Below are 16,601 nucleotides of genomic sequence, written 5' to 3'. Positions count from 1 at the left end.
CGCCTGCTCGTAACACACCAATAAACCAAGGCCCGGAAACAAAGGGCCTTGGTTATGGTTTTCGAATTTTGGGTGCTTTCGAAGGCCTCCAATAAGCGCCGGTGTTTTCGCGCGCTTGTTGATATTGTCTTGCACGGTGGTGTGCGTCTTTGCCGCCCGCTTCGAAAAGATGCCCCAGGATACAGTCCAAAACAGCCATCGCGCCGGTAAAATTCGAGAAATCATGTAGGGAGCGGACGCTGACGGGAAACGTCACGTCAGGCTCAACTTTTGGCGCAATGACATCGCTGTCGGACACAAGGATGATTTTCATCCCTTTCTGCCTTGCGAACCGCATCGATTGAATTGTTTCGGCTGAATATGGGTGGACTGTAATCGCAATAAGGCAGTCACTGTGGTCTGCGTCCAGCAAATCATCAACAGCCGACCCGACATGCCGGGGTGCAAGTTGAATGCCGGGATGTGCCATTCGTCCGACATAGGAAAAATAGTATGACAGCGCATAGCTGGCACGCGTGGCCGTCACAAAACACCTTTTGGATTTGGTGATGAAGTCAACGGCCCTGCGTATCTTTTCCGGGTGGATGAGCCTGAGCGATCGGGTTACGACGTTCTGAGCATTCTGCGCGTATTTTGCTTGTGATTGGCTTAGCTGGTCCCCTGATTGCAGATTTGCCAGCCAATCTTGACCCAATTCGCCCTCTCGGTCCGTAACCAGAGCTTGCCGAAAAGGTTCACGAAAAGCATCGAAGCCATCAAACCCCATGCGGTGGGCGAGGCGAACCAAAACGTTTGAACTGACGCCAATATGTGCAGCCGTTAGGCGAATAGGGTTCAGGCCAAAATCGCCCGGATAATCTATGATGTACTTTGCTGCGGCTTGAAGGCTGGGGGGCATCTGTTCGATGTCCCGGCGTAGCTTGTTGGTGAGGTTGTTGAGCGTGTCTTTCATAGCATGAAAAAAACATATGTTTTGCAAATTGCAAATTGAAAACACGGTGTGTGGGGGTAGATAAAATTGAACTGTGGAAGGCCGCTTTGATGACACCCGAGCAATTACAGCATGCACCGTATATTCTTGTGGCACCGAACGGCGCGCGCCGCGGGATAAGTGACCATCATAATCTGCCCGTTACGACCGAGCAGATTGTAGCGGCGGCGCAGGCCTGTTTCGATGCTGGTGCGCAAGGTATTCATCTGCACGTGCGCGATGAAAATGGGCAGCACAGTTTGGATGCTGGCCGATACATTGAAACGATTGCCGAGTTGCACAGGGTCGTCCCTGAAATGGACGTTCAGATTACGACCGAAGCTGCTGACATGTACGACGTTTCCGCTCAGTTAGAGTGTCTAGAGCGGGTCTGCCCCAAATGGGTTTCGATCGCGGTCAGAGAAATTGCCAGATCACCGGAGCTGGTCGACAAGGTTTATGGCGTTTGCGCCGAGCAAGGAACCCAGGTGCAACATATCTTGTACGATGCCGATGATGCCGCAGTGTTGGGTCGCTGGCAGGAACAGGGGCTGATCAGGTCGGGTCAGACAGACAGGTTGTTGGTTCTTGGTCGGTATGTGGAAGGACAGCAATCAAATCCGAAGGAACTGGACCTGTTTCCAACCGCTCAATCGCGATGGATGGCTTGTGCGTTTGGCCGGCAAGAGCATGAATGCCTGTTGGCAGCCGCCAGACGTGGCGGTGATGTGCGCGTCGGTTTTGAAAACAGCATGACTGATCGGGATGACATGCCCTGGAAGGACAATGGGTCCTCGGTGAAGGCACTTGTCGCAGCATTGAAGGAGAATGTTTCATGAGCCACGTCTTTCCACGCCATACAAAATCCAACTTGCCGATCGCTGTTGCAGGGGACGGGTGTTACGTCATTGACGCTGTAGGAAAGCGTTATCTGGATTGCGGGGATGCTGCGGTGTCTTGTTTAGGTCATTCGGATCAATCGGTTATTGAGGCCGTGCAGGATCAAGTGGGCAAGATCGCCTTTGCGCATACCGGTTTCATGACATCCGAACCAGCCGAAGCCTTGGCAGACCTGTTGATTGAACATGCGCCGGGTAATCTGGACCGCGTCTATTTTGTGTCCGGTGGGTCCGAGGCGACCGAAGCGGCGATCAAGCTGGCGCGACAGTATTTCCTTGAGATTGGTCAACCCGAACGCCGTCATGTGATTGCGCGTCGTCAAAGCTATCATGGAAATACGTTGGGGGCGTTGTCTGCGGGTGGCAATGCGTGGCGACGTGCGCAGTTCGCGCCGATGCTGATCGAGATGACACATATCGCCCCGTGTTATGAATACGCTGAGAAGCCGGATGACGAGAGCAGTTACGACTACGGTCAGCGTGTTGCAAACGAACTTGAGTCAGAGATTTTGCGATTGGGGCCTGAAACGGTGATGGCGTTCATGGCCGAGCCGGTTGTCGGCGCGACGTTGGGCGCGGTCCCGGCGGTCGAGGGGTATTTTCGCCGCATCCGAGAGATTTGCGATCAGTATGGTGTTCTGTTGATTCTGGACGAAGTGATGTGCGGTATGGGGCGAACCGGGCATTTGTTTGCTTGTGACCACGACGGAATCTCTCCGGATATCCTGTGTATCGCAAAAGGTTTGGGGGCAGGGTATCAGCCTATCGGAGCGATGCTGTGCACCAGTAAGTTGTATGGCGCGATTGAGGAAGGTTCCGGTTTCTTTCAGCACGGGCACACGTATGTTGGCCATCCTGTAGCAACGGCTGCGTCCTTGGCAGTTGTTCAGCAACTGATACAACGCAACCTTCCAACGCGGGCCACCGAGCTGGGGGACGTTTTGCAAAATGCGCTGCTGGAGGAGTTTGGCCAGCATCCGAATGTCGGCGATATCCGGGGTCGTGGGTTGTTCCGAGGGTTGGAACTGGTTGGAGATCGTGCGACAAAAACACCGATTGATCCATCGCACGGCACAGCAGCCAAGATAAAAAAAGCCGCTTTTTCTGAAGGACTAATCTGTTATCCCATGTCCGGTACGCGGGATGGCAGGCATGGCGATCATATCCTATTGGCGCCGCCCTTCATTATCGGAAACTCGGAAATCGGCGAATTAGTCACAAAGTTGAGTAAAGCGCTATCTGCAGCCGTTTAACGTGTTTGTGAACTGACTAATCCTGTGTATCAATTAAAGTAATTGATTAGTTAATAGTGCACAGGTGACGAATGGTTCGCGATATTTGGCTGAGCTTTAGGGAATTACCCCTTTGGGTTCAGTTTTGGATGGCTTTCATACTTATTCCCGTCAACTTGGCTCCACTAGCATTTGTCGATCAACCACAAGGTGCATTGATCGCTGCGCTGTCGGTGACTGGAATGGCCCTGAACATTCCTATCATGCGCGCGGCCAGAGGTATGACAAAGGCGATGGCGCTGCCGCATTTGGTCTGTTGGGTTCCAATGCTGGCAATCGTCATAATGCTGTTGATGGATGCTTCCGCATTGTCACCGGGTTATGTGCAGTTTTTGGTGCTGCTGTTGGTGGTCGATCTCATTTCTCTTGGTTTCGATGTGAACGACTCGATCGTTTGGCTGCGTCAACGACAGGCGGAACAATAAAGCCCCCTGAAAAGGGCGTCTTGCGGGACACAACCTCGCAAAGGATATTGTCTTAACTTATTGTTATAGAATAATTTTTACAAATATCGGGACACAGGTTTTTGCGCAATCTTTGCGCTGTGTCCCGATTGTGTCCCGAAAGCCACGTTACCAAGACAATAAGGGCTTTAGGCGTCCGAATAATAACCGTAGCGAGGCCTGAAGACCTTCTCCCGTTCGAAGTACGAACTAGCGCTGTGTCGACCCTGCCATCAACGTCTGTTTGGTGTCTTCACCGAGCAGAAAACTGTCGTGGAAACTCCAAGTCGAAAATGCTTGATTTCGATCTGCTCACGTCGTGAAGTTTCTCGGATCGTGGCCCTGTTGTTGCCTTCTTGGAATTTTTTGTTCAATTCTGTCGCAATGTTGAACGAATTGCGGAATGGCCGATTGGTCCGTTCCGTATAGGCACTGAACAACTGAAGCGAACCAAGGAGCAAAGCCCAGTGATACGCCTTTTTTCCAGAAGACCTTCAACAAAACCTCTGGTGATCGGAGTTGGTGCGCCAAAAGCCGGAACGACGTGGCTTGCTCAGTATTTTAACAATAGACCTGATTGCTCTCGACCCCCGCTTAAGGAAATGCATTTCTTTAACAATTTGAGCGAAGATGGGCTCAAAAAGCTGTCCACTCGAATTGAACGACGAATGAACGAAATGAACCCGGAGCCCAATCAACGACGGAGAATGGAACATTATAAGGCTCTTGTCGATGCAGGGCGCAGTTCCGACGCTGATTACCTTTCAGCACTTAGGTTTAGGGTGCCAGAAGAAACGTTGAAATACGAATTTACACCCGCTTATGCGCTTTTAGGAGAAGACATTTTACGTCGCATGAATGCTTTGACTGAGGATGTTCGGTTTATCTATCTCTTACGAGATCCTATCGACCGCACTTGGTCCCAGGCGAGAATGATGGCGATGCAACGTTCAGGCTTGGGGAAAGATCGGGTATGGGCAAAGGAATACACCGAGGAGCAGCTGGCGAACATGATTGCTGATGCAAATCAAATAGTGGCTAGCGCTTTAAGCGCCAAAAGTGCCAATGTATTGAAATTCTCACGGTACAGCGAAACACTCCTAAGGCTGAAATCCGCGGTTCCAGAGAAGAACCTATATATCGGCTTTTTCGAGGAATTGTTTGATCAGAGGGAGATAAAAAGGATTTGCAAATTCCTCGGCCTTTCATTTGTTGCTGCGGATTTTGAAGCAACATACTCCTATAGCTTTAACGCAAAGATGGAAACGGAATTGAAGGAACGGTTAATGGAATATTTTGCAGTTGACTTCCAAGAAACGCTTAGGCTTGTGGGAAGAACTCCATCCGAATGGAAACCCTACAGCTAGATGCGCATTCGTTCGAACTAGGTTTACTAATGCCATCCTTCACTTTTTTTCTATCTCTTGCCAGTTTCGATTACTCTACCGCATAGGTTGCGACGAAAGGGAAAGAGGATTTACGTATTTTGGGACCGCTGGAATATGAATTTGATTATCCGAAAACTCCTTCAAGTTGGCCCCCACTGTTTTCGGCAGCTTCACAGGATGACAGCTTCGTCGCCAATGCAGTCGCTGATGCAACCCATAGCGATATCAATTTGGGCTCACTGCCGTCATCAGGGCTTTTCGTCGGATGACCGGTCCGCCATTCCGAGCGGCCATTGCATTGGCCGATTCCACCGGAAACGCCGTCGTGGTTAAAGGGCGGCGGGACGATTGTCCGTGTCGCACTTGCTTTGGCTCGACCTACAGCACTTGAAACGCATCCAGCACTTTTTACCAAAACAAATGTTGAACGGTTGCACGATGCTCGCGGTGGACTTATCAGGGGGAAGGCACCTTCCGTGCCGGGGCGGTCGCGGCTTCCAAACGCGTCGCCCCATCAACCCCGAAAAACAGGAATTGCGGGACAGGGGCGGGACACAGCGTTTATCAGCCTTACTTAAAACTATAATTTATCTGGTTATTTATCTTTTACACTTCCCCCTTTTGAGGGGTAACGCCCAGCCCAACCGCTTTTGCGTCACGTGTTAGCAGGTTTACGGCTTCCCTGTATTCAATCTTTGCAAACGGATTGAACCTTGGTTTGTCGTCGTAAGTATCCCAAACACGGGCAGGTGACATGTCATGTATGGCGTTGTTGCGTTGGGCACTATGCACAGCGGCGGCCCGGTCCACCGCTTCAATCCCCCGCACGGCCAGCGTGCCAGCCACAGCCGCGGCCCGTGTCCGGTCCATCGGGTCGTTGCTCGGGTCCATCGCGATAGATGCAACGTCGCGTGTAACGGCGGTCAGGATTGCCAGAAAGTCGTTTGCAGTCGGAAGCGGCGCGACGGCGCTTTCCTCATCAGGGGGCGCGCTGGCTTTCCCCTTCGGCATCTTCACAATCTTTGTGGCCTTACTCATCGTCCCCAACCCCGCGTACCTGTTCCAGTGTCACCCCAAAACCTTCGCATAGCGCTGCAAACGCGCCCTGTTCATAGTCCCGAAACTGTTCTTCGGTCGCGCAATTCACCAGATGGCAAAAGCCAACCTTCAACGCCCGCTTACGCGCAAAATCCATGTCATGCAGTTCGGCCAGCACCATTAACCTTTCCACCGCCTGAAACGCGGCATCGCGGGCCTCATCTATGTCGCTGGTGCTTGGTTCAAACGTGGGGGCAACCACAGCCGCGATTGCCCTAGCGTCGGTGCTCATATCTTCGGCCGCATCATCTTCATGTTTCAAAGCACGGGCGGCGCTTTCAATCGTCCATTCAGTCGGTATCGGTATTGTCTCGGACATTATCGCTTTCCTCATCCAGAACATTTTGCACGGCGGGATTGCCGCCAATAATAGCATCAATCGCATCGGCACCGCGAACCGGGTCCAATTTGACTATTTCGGCGCTTAGGGCGCGGATTGTGTCGGACAACTGGCGCTGGCGATGTTTGTCCACCCGGTCCAGCAACCCCATGTAGATATCCAGATGGTCCAGAAAGTCCGCACCGATTTGAAGGGCCGCCGCCGTGTTCCCTTCGCCCATCTGCGTTTCAATCCCAACCTTCATGGTTTCCAGCGTGTCCAGCACCAGCTTTTGCAGGTCGCCAATGTGGTCAACGTCGCGTTGACGTTCCAATCGGTGCGTCGCTTCGGTGATTTGAGGGATGCACCGCACGACATGCCGCCACACGGTCGCGGGCGTCACGCCAATACGTTCGGCAATGTCCGCATTCGACAGGCCCGCATAGTGCAGGGTTGCCACCGCGCGGCGGTTTTGAAGGTCCATCGCGCATATCGGGCAGGACGGAAGGTCCACGCGCGCCATGATGTTGGATAGATTGAAACGCCCTTTTTCACGCAAAATGCGCCATTTTACGCCAGCACGACGCGACGTCTTAGGCATCCGAAAGCCCCTTCGCGCCCCAAACCGCAACGGCAATGCTTTCCCCGTGTTCCGCGACGCAATCCTGAAACTGTTCAATCGCCATGTTCACGCGATGGACAATATCGCGTTGCGTGGGCGCTTCGCCGTCAAACACGTCGGCGCTGGTCAAATCGTCCACCACTTTGGCGTGGTAGTGGGTGCCGCGGTCCATCAGGGTTATCGTGAATTCCCGTTCCTTATCGTCTGGATGTTCGGGTTGCATATTTCGCTTCCTTCCATGCAGGGGATTTTGGGCGGGTTTCGTTTTTCCGTCAGGTGCCTACTCCCCCCCTTAGTATATTCTGACGGAAAATCTCGACAGTTGGTAACGCATTGAAAACAAAGACTTACGCGGTTTTGAAAATCGCTGACGGAAAAACCTAGCGTTTGGTCGCCCCCGGTTGAGTGGGCACAACCTATTTCTAGTTGTGTGGATACAGCCGTCATAACAGCACCGATTTCAGGGCGTTTAGGGGTAGGGCGGTGACCAGATTACCGCCAAGCGCAAGGTCGGTGGACGTCATGGCTATGGCCCGCGGTTGTGGCTGTTCGGTGCGCCTGCGTATGTTGTCCAACGTGCGGGTGGTTATGCCTGCCACCCCGCACCCATCCAGCAGTTTCACCGCGTCGGGGTACTTAATGTCAAAGCCGGGTATGCGATGCGCAAACGCCGCAAGCACAGCGCGTTCAAATTGTGTCCGCTTCAAGTCAACACCGCCCGGTTGCCCGTCCATCATCCAGCCGTGAAAGCGCAACCAATCGTCAGCACTTTTTAATACCGCTTCGGCCTTATGCCTGTATTCATCCCACGCGCGCCGCCAGTGCAAACAATCCTCAACCGTGGCGAATGGGGCAGTTCCAAACCGGATAATCCCGTCATAATCCCGCACGTCCACGGGCATACGTTTGAAGTCAAAGTCTAGATTGGATGCAACGTCACGGGTTTCGTCTATCAGGTCGCACCCAAGGCGGTATTGCTTCGGCAGGGACACCAGCGACTTTCTGGTCATGACGTCACCGTATTCGCGGTTCCGTATGATTTCCTCCCACGCGTGCGCTTCCTCAATCTTCGGCTTTGTCCTATCCCAGTGGGGGATTTTGTGCCCGGCGCGCGCAATAAAAACGTTTGTTTCATCTTCGACAAATAGCGCCATGCCCCCGCGGGTTTTCACCACCAGCACGCGTTGCGCCCTATGCTTCACCTCAAGCGTTTCAGTGTCGCCGTTTGGGTCCACCATGCCGCGCAGTTCGGCAAACCATGTACCTATTGCCCCCGACGTTGCGGCCTTCGCTTCTGCCAGCGTCGCGTCACTCAGAAAACCGTCTGTTGTCGCGCTCATCATCGTGACGTGGGCAGGCAATCCGGCAACGGCTTCGGCCAGTGTCGCGCGGACAATAGACGTAATGTAGGCCGCATATGGCGCGCAGCTTATGCCGCTTTCTGGCATGTCCTGATATGTGCCGTTGCGTGTGTCAAACACGCGAGCTGTCACAGGGTTTGTTTTCCAGCCTGCCACAGCCTGCGCAAATTTGCCGTACCCACTGTTGCCAACCTCCTTAACCAGCGCGTGCAGGCCGGGGTGCGTGCCCTTCGGAAACCGTGCGCGCCAATGGTTGATGAATTTGGCGAAATCAACCAACGGCCGCGCCGTTCCAGCCCACGGCACATAGACGCCGTGTTTAACGGTGATGCGCGCGCCCATCTGCACCGCTAACTTCAGTTCGGGGCCGCAACAGCAGGTTTCCCCCGATAGCGGATAGCAAAGGCCATAACCCCCGTTTGCCACTGGCAGGCACGGAAAGCGCGTGTCTGGCGGGAATTCAAATTCGGCCCGTGCAAACGTCAAAGCGTCGTGGCGGGCCAGTGTGTCCACGTCCTTAGTGTATTGGATGGCGTCCCAATCTGCGGGGCGTAAGGCGGCCATGGCAGACGTGTATGCCCCCTTAAGGTCAAGGTCGGTAATATCCCCGTCATGCACGCCGATTTCGCAGGCGATATTCAGCCCGCCATGGAAGCAATCGGCCGTCAGCGTTTTTATATCGCCCACGGCTGGCAACATGGTTTTCTGTTCACGAGGGGGTTTCTGCCATCCGCAAAAGCGTAACGGGTCCAAATCGCAATCCGATATGCAGGACCGTATTTTTTCAATGCCCATGCTGGCGACGGTTGCGGGCATTGTTTCCAATCCCCACGCATCGGCCAGCGTCGCGACTTCAAATATCCAATCCCGCGCTATCACCGCATCGCGCAGGGCGTATGCCTCAAACGGGGCGGGGTGTTGTTGCAAACACAAATCCATGCGGCGGATAGCGGGCACACGCTGGCCCTGTTCATCAATCACCGGGGGCATACTCAGCTTTTCAACGCCCATCCAATCGCCCAGCGCCGCCAGTGGTGCGCGGCCGGGGGCCAACAACATCGTATCCAGCAAACGCACACGGATATTCACCCGTCCGACGCCCGGCATCCGGTAAGCAACACGAATGCCGTCCCTATGGTTAATCGTGGCGTATGTGCCGCGGACGTTCTGCGCGCGCTTTTTCAGTTTGTTGAAATCGGCAAACGTCGCCAGTTCTGCGCGGCTGAAATGCGCCGCAACGATAATGTTGATGGCATCGTTGCAAATGTCGGCTTCGGAAATCATTCCAGCGGCTCGGGCATCTTCTATCACGCCGCCAATCATGTGGCTGAAATACGGGCGGCGCGTGCGGCCTTCGGTGTAAACGATATGGTCGCGGGTCGCTGGGTTGTTGGGGGTGCGGTAACTCAGTTGGTGCGACAGGACTATGTTTTTCACAGGATGGCAGGTGCGCTTTTCGCAATGAATGTCCGGCCCCTTCCGTGTGCAGGTCGGACATTGGCGGGCCAGCATATCCGCGGACGGGTTCGGCAGTTCGGATGCAGACACATATTCCGCATCCAGCCCGACAATCAGCGAATATCTATCCAGCACACCCAACGCAGTTAACCACCCATCCGAGCCACAGCACCGCGGGCAGACCGTTCTAATTCCCGTTCGCGGTTCGTTGGGCTGGTCGAGATGGCGCGCGGGTGCGTTGTTACGGCTTCGCGTAGTAACCCCGTTATTGCGGCTTCGGAATATCCGTAGTTCGCCAGCGTCCAAACGGCGGCGGCCATGGCGGGGTGTAGCTGGGTGGAACGCTGAATAAAGTCGCTGGCGGCGGCGGGCAGGCTGATAAAGCGGTCATGCCCAGCCATGAAATGCGCGAAAACGTCGTCGGCGTTGACGCCGTGCGGCGTGGACGCGCGGAAGCCGTTGCCATGGGGGGTAACGCCTTCGGGGGGTGGAAACGCCGATGTGACGGCTTCGATGAAACCCAACACGCGGGTTTGGTCCACCAACGGCAAATCATCGGGGCCGCAATCCAACGGGCTGGTTTCGGGCCATGTGTATTCGTTGCCGTTGGGATGCTTGCCGCCCAAGATAATCAGGCCAGTCGTGCAATAGACGGATATATCAACACCGTGGAAATGCTGGGTGGTTATGCTTTTATTGGCAGGGCGGTACAGGCGCAAAGTCCTATGGCCCGGTTTGCGGGTACGCCACAGGTCGGTTTGTCCAAGGTGTTCGTCGGCAATTTCGCGGATTGCAAAAGCGCGTTCGGCGTCATCGTGGTCTAGGTCCACCGCAACAATCGTCCCGTCCATTATCAGGGCGACGTTTTCGGCGGCGCGGACGTTGGCCCATGCTTCAATCAGGTGGCGCGGCGGTGTTTCCGCCTGCCATCTGTTCCAGCCCTTACCGCAGGCTTTGCCATGGGCAGGGACAACGGTTGTCCATCCGTTGTCAAAAAGTTCGGGCGCGTCTGCAAATCTCATCAGGTTCGGACTTTCCCCACCTCAGCCCCCACTGAGGGGGCTTTTCGCTGGGATTACTTATTAAAAAACAACAGGAAATTTCGGCGTCAGGCGGTTGTGTCCCGCCTGAGTGCCATTTCAGGGTGCCGTTCGATTAAAACGGCGCGTCCGTCGGGTCATAGCTTTCGACAGGTTCAGGCGCTGGTGCTGGCGTGTCTGCATCAGCAGGGGCAGGCCCGATGATTTTAGCTATTTCGTTTTGCGGAAGCCCGTCGCGGTCCTTCCCCTTCGACACCATCACAGACACCCGCGCGCCCAACAGCATCGGCAAATCATCACCAGACGCGATTGCGTCCGCTTCCAGCCCCGCGGCTGTCACCAGCGCGTGCAGGCGGTTAAGGCCGCCCAGAACAGCGCGGGCCTGTCTCGGCTCGAACACAGCAGGGTTAAAGGTTACGCCCCCGTTGCCATCATCAACCAGCGCGTCAGCGCCGTGACTGACCGGGACAAACATTGCGATTTCGTCCGCATCCACACCTTCCAACGCGGCGCGAACAACGCCCCAACCCACGGGGCCAGTGCGTTCGCCAACGCTGGTGTCTGATACAACGGCGGTGTAGCGCCCCGGCTTTGCAAGCCCCGCTTCCAACGCCTTCGCCGCGGATTTCATCGCATCGGCCAACGACGGGCCAGCCGGACTAGTCGCCCCATTGCCCAGCGCGTTCAGGCCGTTTTGTTTCGGTTGTTCAGTCATGGAATAAATCCTTTTGATTTGAGATTTCGTCTTGATGCGCCGTAATCAGCGCATCCATTGCGGGCGTTGCGCCACGGGCCAACGTGTCGATTTCGGCCAGCCCCCGGCGTAGCGCTTCGGGTGACATGGCTTTGTCGGCCACGGCCCACGCCAGCGCGCGCAGGGCGGACCCGATGCGCTGGCGGTCCATTTTGTCGGAACGGAATTCGTGTGTACTCATCACGCCGCCCGCCCGTTTCTAAGGTGGGTCACGTCGTTAAACGGCTCAGTTTCGGGTTCGGGTAGCCACCCGACCCAGCAGGCTATTGGATTGCCCAAATCAAGCGCGTTTGTCGCGATTTCGAGACCGCGTTTTGTCGCGCAGAACGCCAGCGACGACCAAGGCCGCTTTCCGTTCGGGCTGGTCCGCTTTTGCACAATCCACTGAATGTTGTCGCGACAACGGATTATGCGGTGCGTGCCGTCGGTAATCGCGACGGTCAAACAACCGTCGCTTTGCTCATAGACACGCATCACGCCGCTCCTGTTTCGGTGATGTCGCGCACGACGCCGATTTCCGAAATCAGGTGATAGCGCCCGTGCCATGCGCCACCGCCGTCGTCGATACGCTCAGTCCTGATGTTGACGCCCTGGTTTTTGCGCAGGCGGTGAACCTCCGCGCTATGGCGACGGCGCGACGGGCATTCAACGGGGCCAGCGCGAAGCTGTTCCAGCATCCGGCAATCATTGCCGCCGACGCTAATCTGGCGCGTTTCGCCGCCCTCATCCTTCACGGTGAAAGTCTTTTTTAGTGTAGGCATAGTCTCAATCCCTTCGGATTTCTGAGACATGAAAAATTGTGATATGCCGGGACTACGGATTTTATTCGACTTCCCGACCTACACGCCCTGTGCCGTTCCAGCGGCGCAGGGTGTTTTTCATGTCGGGTTAAGCCGCGTTATCGGCGGTCAGGTTGTGGCCGCGGCGGGACGGTTGAATACCCCTTTCGCGCCACGATTTCATTGCATCCTTCACACGCCCCTTTGAGTGAATGGACATGCCGCGCAGGACGCGTTGGGCGAAATCATCGTCAGCCTTTGCCAACATCCATCCAGCCCAATCAATCGGGTCTACAACGGTTTTCCCGGTCGCGGTGTTCCGTTTGCCGGGATAGCGCCGCCCTGTTGTGTCTGACGTTGGTGTTACTTCCTCAGACCATAGCGCCACCAAGTCGGGAATGGACGCGGCCATTGGAAACGGTTGGGATAGTGTCAGGTTCATTAAAAAAACCCCATCTGCGGTTACTGATGGGGGTAGGTTGGGCGGGTTGTCTGTGTTTGTGGGTAACGGCGTGGTGTCGCCTGCGTTACCTATCGTTTTTTGGCGCGGTGTCGGGCTGTTTTCAGGGCGTCTTTCGACGTACCGAAGCTATTCAACAGGGCGCGGTCAAAAGCCTGTTTGGTGGCTTTCACCGTATCAGCACCGCGCCCCGTGTTTTCAGTTACGGCGCGTTCAAGCCCTTCCGCTACGCTATGCATGAACAGGCTAACCATGCCAGCGTCAGCGGATATCCCCATGTCGCGGGCGGCCATGTGCACCCCATGGGCAACCTTTTTCAGGTCCATCACAACGTCAGAACCCAACGCCTCAGCCTTTAGGCTTAACGCATCTGAGGCTTCAATTTCGTTCTGGTTGGCGGTGTCCACCATCGCGCGGCAGTCTTTCAGATAGTCAACGGTCACGCGGCGTGATGGCGTTACAAAGTGTTCCGCCCCGGTTTCCCATGTCGCGGGGTACTTAATCAAATCACCATCCGCGTCGCGGTTCGCGTTCAGGTCCACGTCGTCCACGATAGACCGCGCTTTTATCGGGCTGGGTTTATCCTCATTCCAGCTTTCAAGGTTCAGCACTTCATAAACATTGTCACTCATCATCAGCCCCTTCCATGGCTCAAACTGATTACTTTGTTCGCAGCCTCTTTGCCGCGCGCTTCGGCCAGCGCATCGGCCAACAACGACGCCCACGCTTCAAACACGGCGCGTTGGCGCTCGACTTGCTGGTCGCGCTGATACCGTCGTTGAAGCCGTGACGTCGTGGCGCTGGCGCTATGGTTTAAGCATCTGTCAACAATCGCCACGTCCGAACCAGCCTTGATTGCCCCGTCAGAAAACCCGCGGCGCAGGTCGTGAAACGTCCAGTCCAGAAAGTCCGCGCCCAGCGCATCGTCTAACCTTTGTTTGATTGCGCCAAAGCCACCATAGGGACCATTGCGCTTGCCTTGGAAAACGTAAGCGTCAGGGTCGCCGTTCAGGTTAACGCCAATCGCCTCGGCCGCGGCTTGGATATGTTCCAGCGCGGTTTCACTTAACGGTGTCTTACAATCCTCATCCGTTTTTGCTTTCTCGGCGGGGATGGTCCAAACGCGGTTTTCAACGTCGATTTCGCCCGCCTGCATCATCGCCACGTTCGCCCGCCTTTGCGCGGTGTATATCAGCGCGGTAACAAACCCGCGGGCGGATGCGCTCTTTTCATCCTCCAGCGCAATCAGGATTTGCGCCACTTGCTCTTTCGTTGGGGAAACATTGCGCTCTTTTTCGACCTTCACCTTTAGCGGGGCCAGAATGTCTTGCGTGGTCCACCCCTGTTCGAACATCCAGCGAAACAGCGGCTTTGAGCGGCGCAACGTCGTGTTGATGGATGAGGGGGCGCGAACACGTTCCTTTTCAATCCACAACCGCACGGCTTCGGGGGGCAGGGCGTCAGGGCGCATGTGCAGATACTTCGCGAATAGCCGTTTCATAGCTTTGACGGTCTTATCCTTTAGCCGCGTGCCCGCCAGCCGAATATCTGCATAGGTGTCTATAGCATCGCCCAGCGTTGGCGCTTCGGCCCGGTTCCGTCGTTGGGCCTGTTGCTGGCGCAGTTCGCGGGCAACCGCTGTCTTATCCGTGGCGGCAACCCTCGCATTAACCGCACCCAGTTTTGTTTGCGCCAGTTCGCGCGCCTTGGCTGGTGTGGTTTCTGGAAAGTCACCCAGACGAACCCGAAAACGGTTTCCGTCGATTGTGTGCCGCAAATACCAAGCGCCCTTGTCAGAACGCCCCACGCATTCCAAACCGCGGAATTCCTTATCGCGCCACGTTCCCCGCCCTTCTTTGGGCAGGTGACGCGCCACATAGCTAGTTGATTGGGCCTTGCCCATCGCATCCACCTTCCGTTGTTGTGTCCCGCACGCGTCCGATTGTGTCCCGAATACCGCTTCCAACCGCACCCGGTCGGACCGTGCCATGTAAATACATAGGGGGATTACTTGGGGGATGCAAACGCCTTTATTTTATGGCGATTGTTATCGTTCAGGTCGGGTCTGGTAAGGTGTGTTTTGTGTCCAAAAAAGCCCCCTGAAAAGGGGGCTTTGAAAAATTAAACAGAGTCAGATTTATTTCTGCGGCAACGGCCCGATCATCATGATCATTTGGCGGCCTTCCATCTTGGGCATGTTCTCGACCTTGCCCAGTTCCTTGATGTCCTCGGCCACACGTTCCAACAGCTCACGTCCCAGATTTTGGTGTGCCATTTCACGACCACGGAAGCGCAGGGTGACTTTGACCTTGTCGCCCTTTTCCAGAAACTTGAAGACGTTCTTCATCTTGACGTCATAGTCATGCGTATCGGTGTTGGGCCGGAATTTGACCTCTTTCACTTCGATGACTTTTTGTTTCTTGCGGGCTTCGCTTTCGCGTTTCTGCTGTTCGTACTTGAACTTGCCAAAATCCATGATCTTGCAGACCGGGGGGTTCGCGTTGGGCGAAATCTCAACCAGGTCGAGGCCGGCATCGGCGGCAAGTTGCATGGCTTTAGCGGGATGAACCACCCCGACGTTGTCACCATCGGCACCAATCAGGCGAATTTCGGGGGCACGGATCTTTTCATTGACGCGCGGGCCGGTTTCTCGTTGCGGCGGCGCGTTGTGAGGTCTGCGGGCTATGGGTTCATTCCTTTGATGATTGCAGAATTTCGAGCCCGAAATTTAGACTGCCACGCGCCCTGTTTCAAGCGCCAACCGTGCTGAAACGATTGAAATTCACATGATTCACGGCAGGTTTATGCGCCGGTCACAGTCTGTGCGGTGACCGGCACGGTCTGATCAGCCGACAAAGGCTTTTTCGATCACAAATTCCTTGGGCTCGGAATTTGCACCCTCGCGCAGGCCGAACCCTTCAAGGATTTCCTTGATATCGAGGTTAAAGGCCAGCGAACCACACACCATCGCGCGGTCGGTTTCAGGTTTGATGCCGCCTTCGATGCCAAGGTCCGCGAAAACGGTGCCGTCGTTCAGCAAATTGGTTATGCGGCCCATCTTTGGGCTCTTTTCCCGAGTCGTGGTCGGGTAGTAGCGGATCTTGTCTGCAAAACCTTCGCCCATCAGTTCGGCAAGCATCTCATCCTGACGTATGTCTTCGATCAGTTGACGGCCATATTCCAGCTCGGCCACTTCGCGGCAGGTGTGGGTGATGATGACTTCGTCGTAATCTTCGTAGGTCTGCGGCTCGCGCAGCAGCGAAGCGAAAGGCGCGAAACCGGTGCCGGTGGCAAAGAACCACAATCGCTTGCCCGGCAGCAGGGCGTCGTGGACCAGCGTGCCCACGGGCTTGGGCCGCAGGATGATCTGATCGCCGGGCTTGATATGCTGTAGCTTCGAGGTCAGCGGGCCATCCTGAACCTTGATCGAGTAGAACTCCAGCTCTTCATCCCACGATGGCGAAGCGATCGAATAGGCGCGCAGCAAAGGCTTTCCGTTGTCGCCCAACAGGCCGATCATCACGAACTCACCCGAGCGGAAGCGTAGCGAGGCAGGGCGCGATACCTTGAAGGAAAACAGGCTGTCGGTCCAATGCTTGACGTCAGTTACGGTCTGCGCGTCCGGCAGAACGGGGGCCTTCACGGTGGTTGCTTCGGTCACGGGCTTCATCTCTGTCATCGTTTCACTGTCGGTTTGCTAAACCGACATCTCCGTTTA

20 protein-coding genes are annotated in these 16,601 nt (G+C 55.4%); 4 read left to right on the top strand and 16 right to left on the bottom strand.

Going from position 1 to position 16,601, the window contains the following annotated elements; translation table 11 throughout:
• Window positions 1-52: 52 nt before the first annotated feature.
• Window positions 53-1,069 carry a MurR/RpiR family transcriptional regulator gene (locus GOV88_RS14760; RefSeq protein WP_371808248.1) on the bottom strand — a complete coding sequence of 339 codons (1,017 nt, stop codon included), beginning with the start codon at window positions 1,067-1,069 and terminating at the stop codon, window positions 53-55.
• Between GOV88_RS14760 and GOV88_RS14755 the strand changes: the two genes are divergently transcribed.
• The 4 genes from GOV88_RS14755 (at window position 1,042) to GOV88_RS14740 (ending at window position 4,971) form a co-directional block, all read left to right on the top strand.
• Window positions 1,042-1,809, top strand: coding sequence for a 3-keto-5-aminohexanoate cleavage protein (locus GOV88_RS14755; protein WP_171121283.1), 768 nt, complete (start codon window positions 1,042-1,044; stop codon window positions 1,807-1,809). The two genes, GOV88_RS14760 and GOV88_RS14755, sit on opposite strands and share 28 nt — an antisense overlap.
• Complete coding sequence (locus tag GOV88_RS14750; protein WP_171121284.1) at window positions 1,806-3,122, top strand: aspartate aminotransferase family protein; 1,317 nt, start codon at window positions 1,806-1,808, stop codon at window positions 3,120-3,122. The genes GOV88_RS14755 and GOV88_RS14750 overlap by 4 nt, the downstream gene beginning before the upstream one ends.
• A 71-nt stretch (window positions 3,123-3,193) precedes the next feature.
• Window positions 3,194-3,586 carry a hypothetical protein gene (locus tag GOV88_RS14745; RefSeq protein ID WP_171240907.1) on the top strand — a complete coding sequence of 131 codons (393 nt, stop codon included), beginning with the start codon at window positions 3,194-3,196 and terminating at the stop codon, window positions 3,584-3,586.
• A 374-nt stretch (window positions 3,587-3,960) separates the two neighbouring features.
• Window positions 3,961-4,971, top strand: a complete 1,011-nt coding sequence (locus tag GOV88_RS14740; protein WP_171240906.1) for a sulfotransferase — start codon at window positions 3,961-3,963, stop codon at window positions 4,969-4,971.
• Window positions 4,972-5,598: 627 nt separating this feature from the next.
• Here GOV88_RS14740 and GOV88_RS14735 read toward each other — a convergent pair.
• From GOV88_RS14735 to GOV88_RS14665, 15 genes are all read right to left on the bottom strand, one after another.
• Complete coding sequence (locus GOV88_RS14735; protein ID WP_171240905.1) at window positions 5,599-6,030, bottom strand: hypothetical protein; 432 nt, start codon at window positions 6,028-6,030, stop codon at window positions 5,599-5,601.
• Window positions 6,023-6,409, bottom strand: coding sequence for a hypothetical protein (locus GOV88_RS14730; RefSeq protein WP_171240904.1), 387 nt, complete (start codon window positions 6,407-6,409; stop codon window positions 6,023-6,025). Before GOV88_RS14730 ends, GOV88_RS14735 begins: the two co-directional genes overlap by 8 nt.
• Window positions 6,381-7,010, bottom strand: coding sequence for a helix-turn-helix domain-containing protein (locus GOV88_RS14725; RefSeq protein ID WP_171240903.1), 630 nt, complete (start codon window positions 7,008-7,010; stop codon window positions 6,381-6,383). The genes GOV88_RS14730 and GOV88_RS14725 overlap by 29 nt, the downstream gene beginning before the upstream one ends.
• Window positions 7,003-7,254, bottom strand: coding sequence for a hypothetical protein (locus tag GOV88_RS14720; RefSeq protein ID WP_171240902.1), 252 nt, complete (start codon window positions 7,252-7,254; stop codon window positions 7,003-7,005). Before GOV88_RS14720 ends, GOV88_RS14725 begins: the two co-directional genes overlap by 8 nt.
• A gap of 220 nt (window positions 7,255-7,474) precedes the next feature.
• Entirely contained in the window at window positions 7,475-9,985 is a 2,511-nt protein-coding gene (locus tag GOV88_RS14715; RefSeq protein WP_171240901.1) for a hypothetical protein, read from the bottom strand.
• A gap of 11 nt (window positions 9,986-9,996) precedes the next feature.
• The gene (locus tag GOV88_RS14710) at window positions 9,997-10,872 is read right to left on the bottom strand and encodes a bifunctional DNA primase/polymerase (RefSeq protein WP_171240900.1); all 876 of its coding nucleotides are present in this window, start codon (window positions 10,870-10,872) and stop codon (window positions 9,997-9,999) included.
• 133 nt (window positions 10,873-11,005) lie between these two features.
• On the bottom strand, window positions 11,006-11,605 hold the full coding sequence (locus GOV88_RS14705; RefSeq protein ID WP_171240899.1) for a hypothetical protein: 600 nt from the start codon (window positions 11,603-11,605) through the stop codon (window positions 11,006-11,008).
• Window positions 11,598-11,825, bottom strand: coding sequence for a hypothetical protein (locus GOV88_RS14700; protein WP_171240898.1), 228 nt, complete (start codon window positions 11,823-11,825; stop codon window positions 11,598-11,600). The genes GOV88_RS14705 and GOV88_RS14700 overlap by 8 nt, the downstream gene beginning before the upstream one ends.
• Window positions 11,825-12,118: a hypothetical protein gene (locus GOV88_RS14695; protein WP_171240897.1), complete on the bottom strand. Its 294-nt coding sequence runs from the start codon at window positions 12,116-12,118 to the stop codon at window positions 11,825-11,827. The genes GOV88_RS14700 and GOV88_RS14695 overlap by 1 nt, the downstream gene beginning before the upstream one ends.
• A complete protein-coding gene (locus tag GOV88_RS14690; protein WP_171240896.1) occupies window positions 12,118-12,405 on the bottom strand; it encodes a hypothetical protein in 288 nt (95 codons plus the stop codon). The genes GOV88_RS14695 and GOV88_RS14690 overlap by 1 nt, the downstream gene beginning before the upstream one ends.
• Window positions 12,406-12,532: 127 nt before the next feature.
• Window positions 12,533-12,865 carry a hypothetical protein gene (locus tag GOV88_RS14685; RefSeq protein ID WP_171240895.1) on the bottom strand — a complete coding sequence of 111 codons (333 nt, stop codon included), beginning with the start codon at window positions 12,863-12,865 and terminating at the stop codon, window positions 12,533-12,535.
• A gap of 89 nt (window positions 12,866-12,954) precedes the next feature.
• On the bottom strand, window positions 12,955-13,515 hold the full coding sequence (locus GOV88_RS14680) for a hypothetical protein (RefSeq protein WP_171240894.1): 561 nt from the start codon (window positions 13,513-13,515) through the stop codon (window positions 12,955-12,957).
• 2 nt (window positions 13,516-13,517) lie between these two features.
• Window positions 13,518-14,873, bottom strand: a complete 1,356-nt coding sequence (locus GOV88_RS14675) for an integrase family protein (RefSeq protein ID WP_171240893.1) — start codon at window positions 14,871-14,873, stop codon at window positions 13,518-13,520.
• Between the two features lie 147 nt (window positions 14,874-15,020).
• Window positions 15,021-15,569 carry a translation initiation factor IF-3 gene (gene infC, locus GOV88_RS14670; protein ID WP_171121702.1) on the bottom strand — a complete coding sequence of 183 codons (549 nt, stop codon included), beginning with the start codon at window positions 15,567-15,569 and terminating at the stop codon, window positions 15,021-15,023.
• 159 nt (window positions 15,570-15,728) lie between these two features.
• Window positions 15,729-16,562, bottom strand: coding sequence for a ferredoxin--NADP reductase (locus GOV88_RS14665; protein ID WP_171240892.1), 834 nt, complete (start codon window positions 16,560-16,562; stop codon window positions 15,729-15,731).
• Window positions 16,563-16,601: the final 39 nt, after the last annotated feature.

The organism is Ruegeria sp. HKCCA5491, from assembly GCF_013034565.1.
Lineage (GTDB): Bacteria > Pseudomonadota > Alphaproteobacteria > Rhodobacterales > Rhodobacteraceae > Ruegeria.
The sequence above is the reverse complement of the archived record's forward strand: the minus strand, read 5'-3'. Positions and strand labels throughout refer to the sequence as shown.

What these genes read in the sequence shown, in the direction of transcription:
- GOV88_RS14685 (WP_171240895.1), bottom strand. Translation starts at nt 12,865, where the DNA reads ATGAACCTGACACTATCCCAACCGTTTCCAATGGCCGCGTCCATTCCC.
- GOV88_RS14700 (WP_171240898.1), bottom strand. Translation starts at nt 11,825, where the DNA reads ATGAGTACACACGAATTCCGTTCCGACAAAATGGACCGCCAGCGCATC.
- GOV88_RS14680 (WP_171240894.1), bottom strand. Translation starts at nt 13,515, where the DNA reads ATGAGTGACAATGTTTATGAAGTGCTGAACCTTGAAAGCTGGAATGAG.
- GOV88_RS14710 (WP_171240900.1), bottom strand. Translation starts at nt 10,872, where the DNA reads ATGAGATTTGCAGACGCGCCCGAACTTTTTGACAACGGATGGACAACC.
- GOV88_RS14735 (WP_171240905.1), bottom strand. Translation starts at nt 6,030, where the DNA reads ATGAGTAAGGCCACAAAGATTGTGAAGATGCCGAAGGGGAAAGCCAGC.
- GOV88_RS14755 (WP_171121283.1), top strand. Translation starts at nt 1,042, where the DNA reads ATGACACCCGAGCAATTACAGCATGCACCGTATATTCTTGTGGCACCG.
- GOV88_RS14725 (WP_171240903.1), bottom strand. Translation starts at nt 7,010, where the DNA reads ATGCCTAAGACGTCGCGTCGTGCTGGCGTAAAATGGCGCATTTTGCGT.
- GOV88_RS14665 (WP_171240892.1), bottom strand. Translation starts at nt 16,562, where the DNA reads ATGACAGAGATGAAGCCCGTGACCGAAGCAACCACCGTGAAGGCCCCC.
- GOV88_RS14705 (WP_171240899.1), bottom strand. Translation starts at nt 11,605, where the DNA reads ATGACTGAACAACCGAAACAAAACGGCCTGAACGCGCTGGGCAATGGG.
- GOV88_RS14690 (WP_171240896.1), bottom strand. Translation starts at nt 12,405, where the DNA reads ATGCCTACACTAAAAAAGACTTTCACCGTGAAGGATGAGGGCGGCGAA.
- GOV88_RS14745 (WP_171240907.1), top strand. Translation starts at nt 3,194, where the DNA reads ATGGTTCGCGATATTTGGCTGAGCTTTAGGGAATTACCCCTTTGGGTT.
- GOV88_RS14695 (WP_171240897.1), bottom strand. Translation starts at nt 12,118, where the DNA reads ATGCGTGTCTATGAGCAAAGCGACGGTTGTTTGACCGTCGCGATTACC.
- GOV88_RS14730 (WP_171240904.1), bottom strand. Translation starts at nt 6,409, where the DNA reads ATGTCCGAGACAATACCGATACCGACTGAATGGACGATTGAAAGCGCC.
- GOV88_RS14720 (WP_171240902.1), bottom strand. Translation starts at nt 7,254, where the DNA reads ATGCAACCCGAACATCCAGACGATAAGGAACGGGAATTCACGATAACC.
- GOV88_RS14675 (WP_171240893.1), bottom strand. Translation starts at nt 14,873, where the DNA reads ATGGCACGGTCCGACCGGGTGCGGTTGGAAGCGGTATTCGGGACACAA.
- GOV88_RS14750 (WP_171121284.1), top strand. Translation starts at nt 1,806, where the DNA reads ATGAGCCACGTCTTTCCACGCCATACAAAATCCAACTTGCCGATCGCT.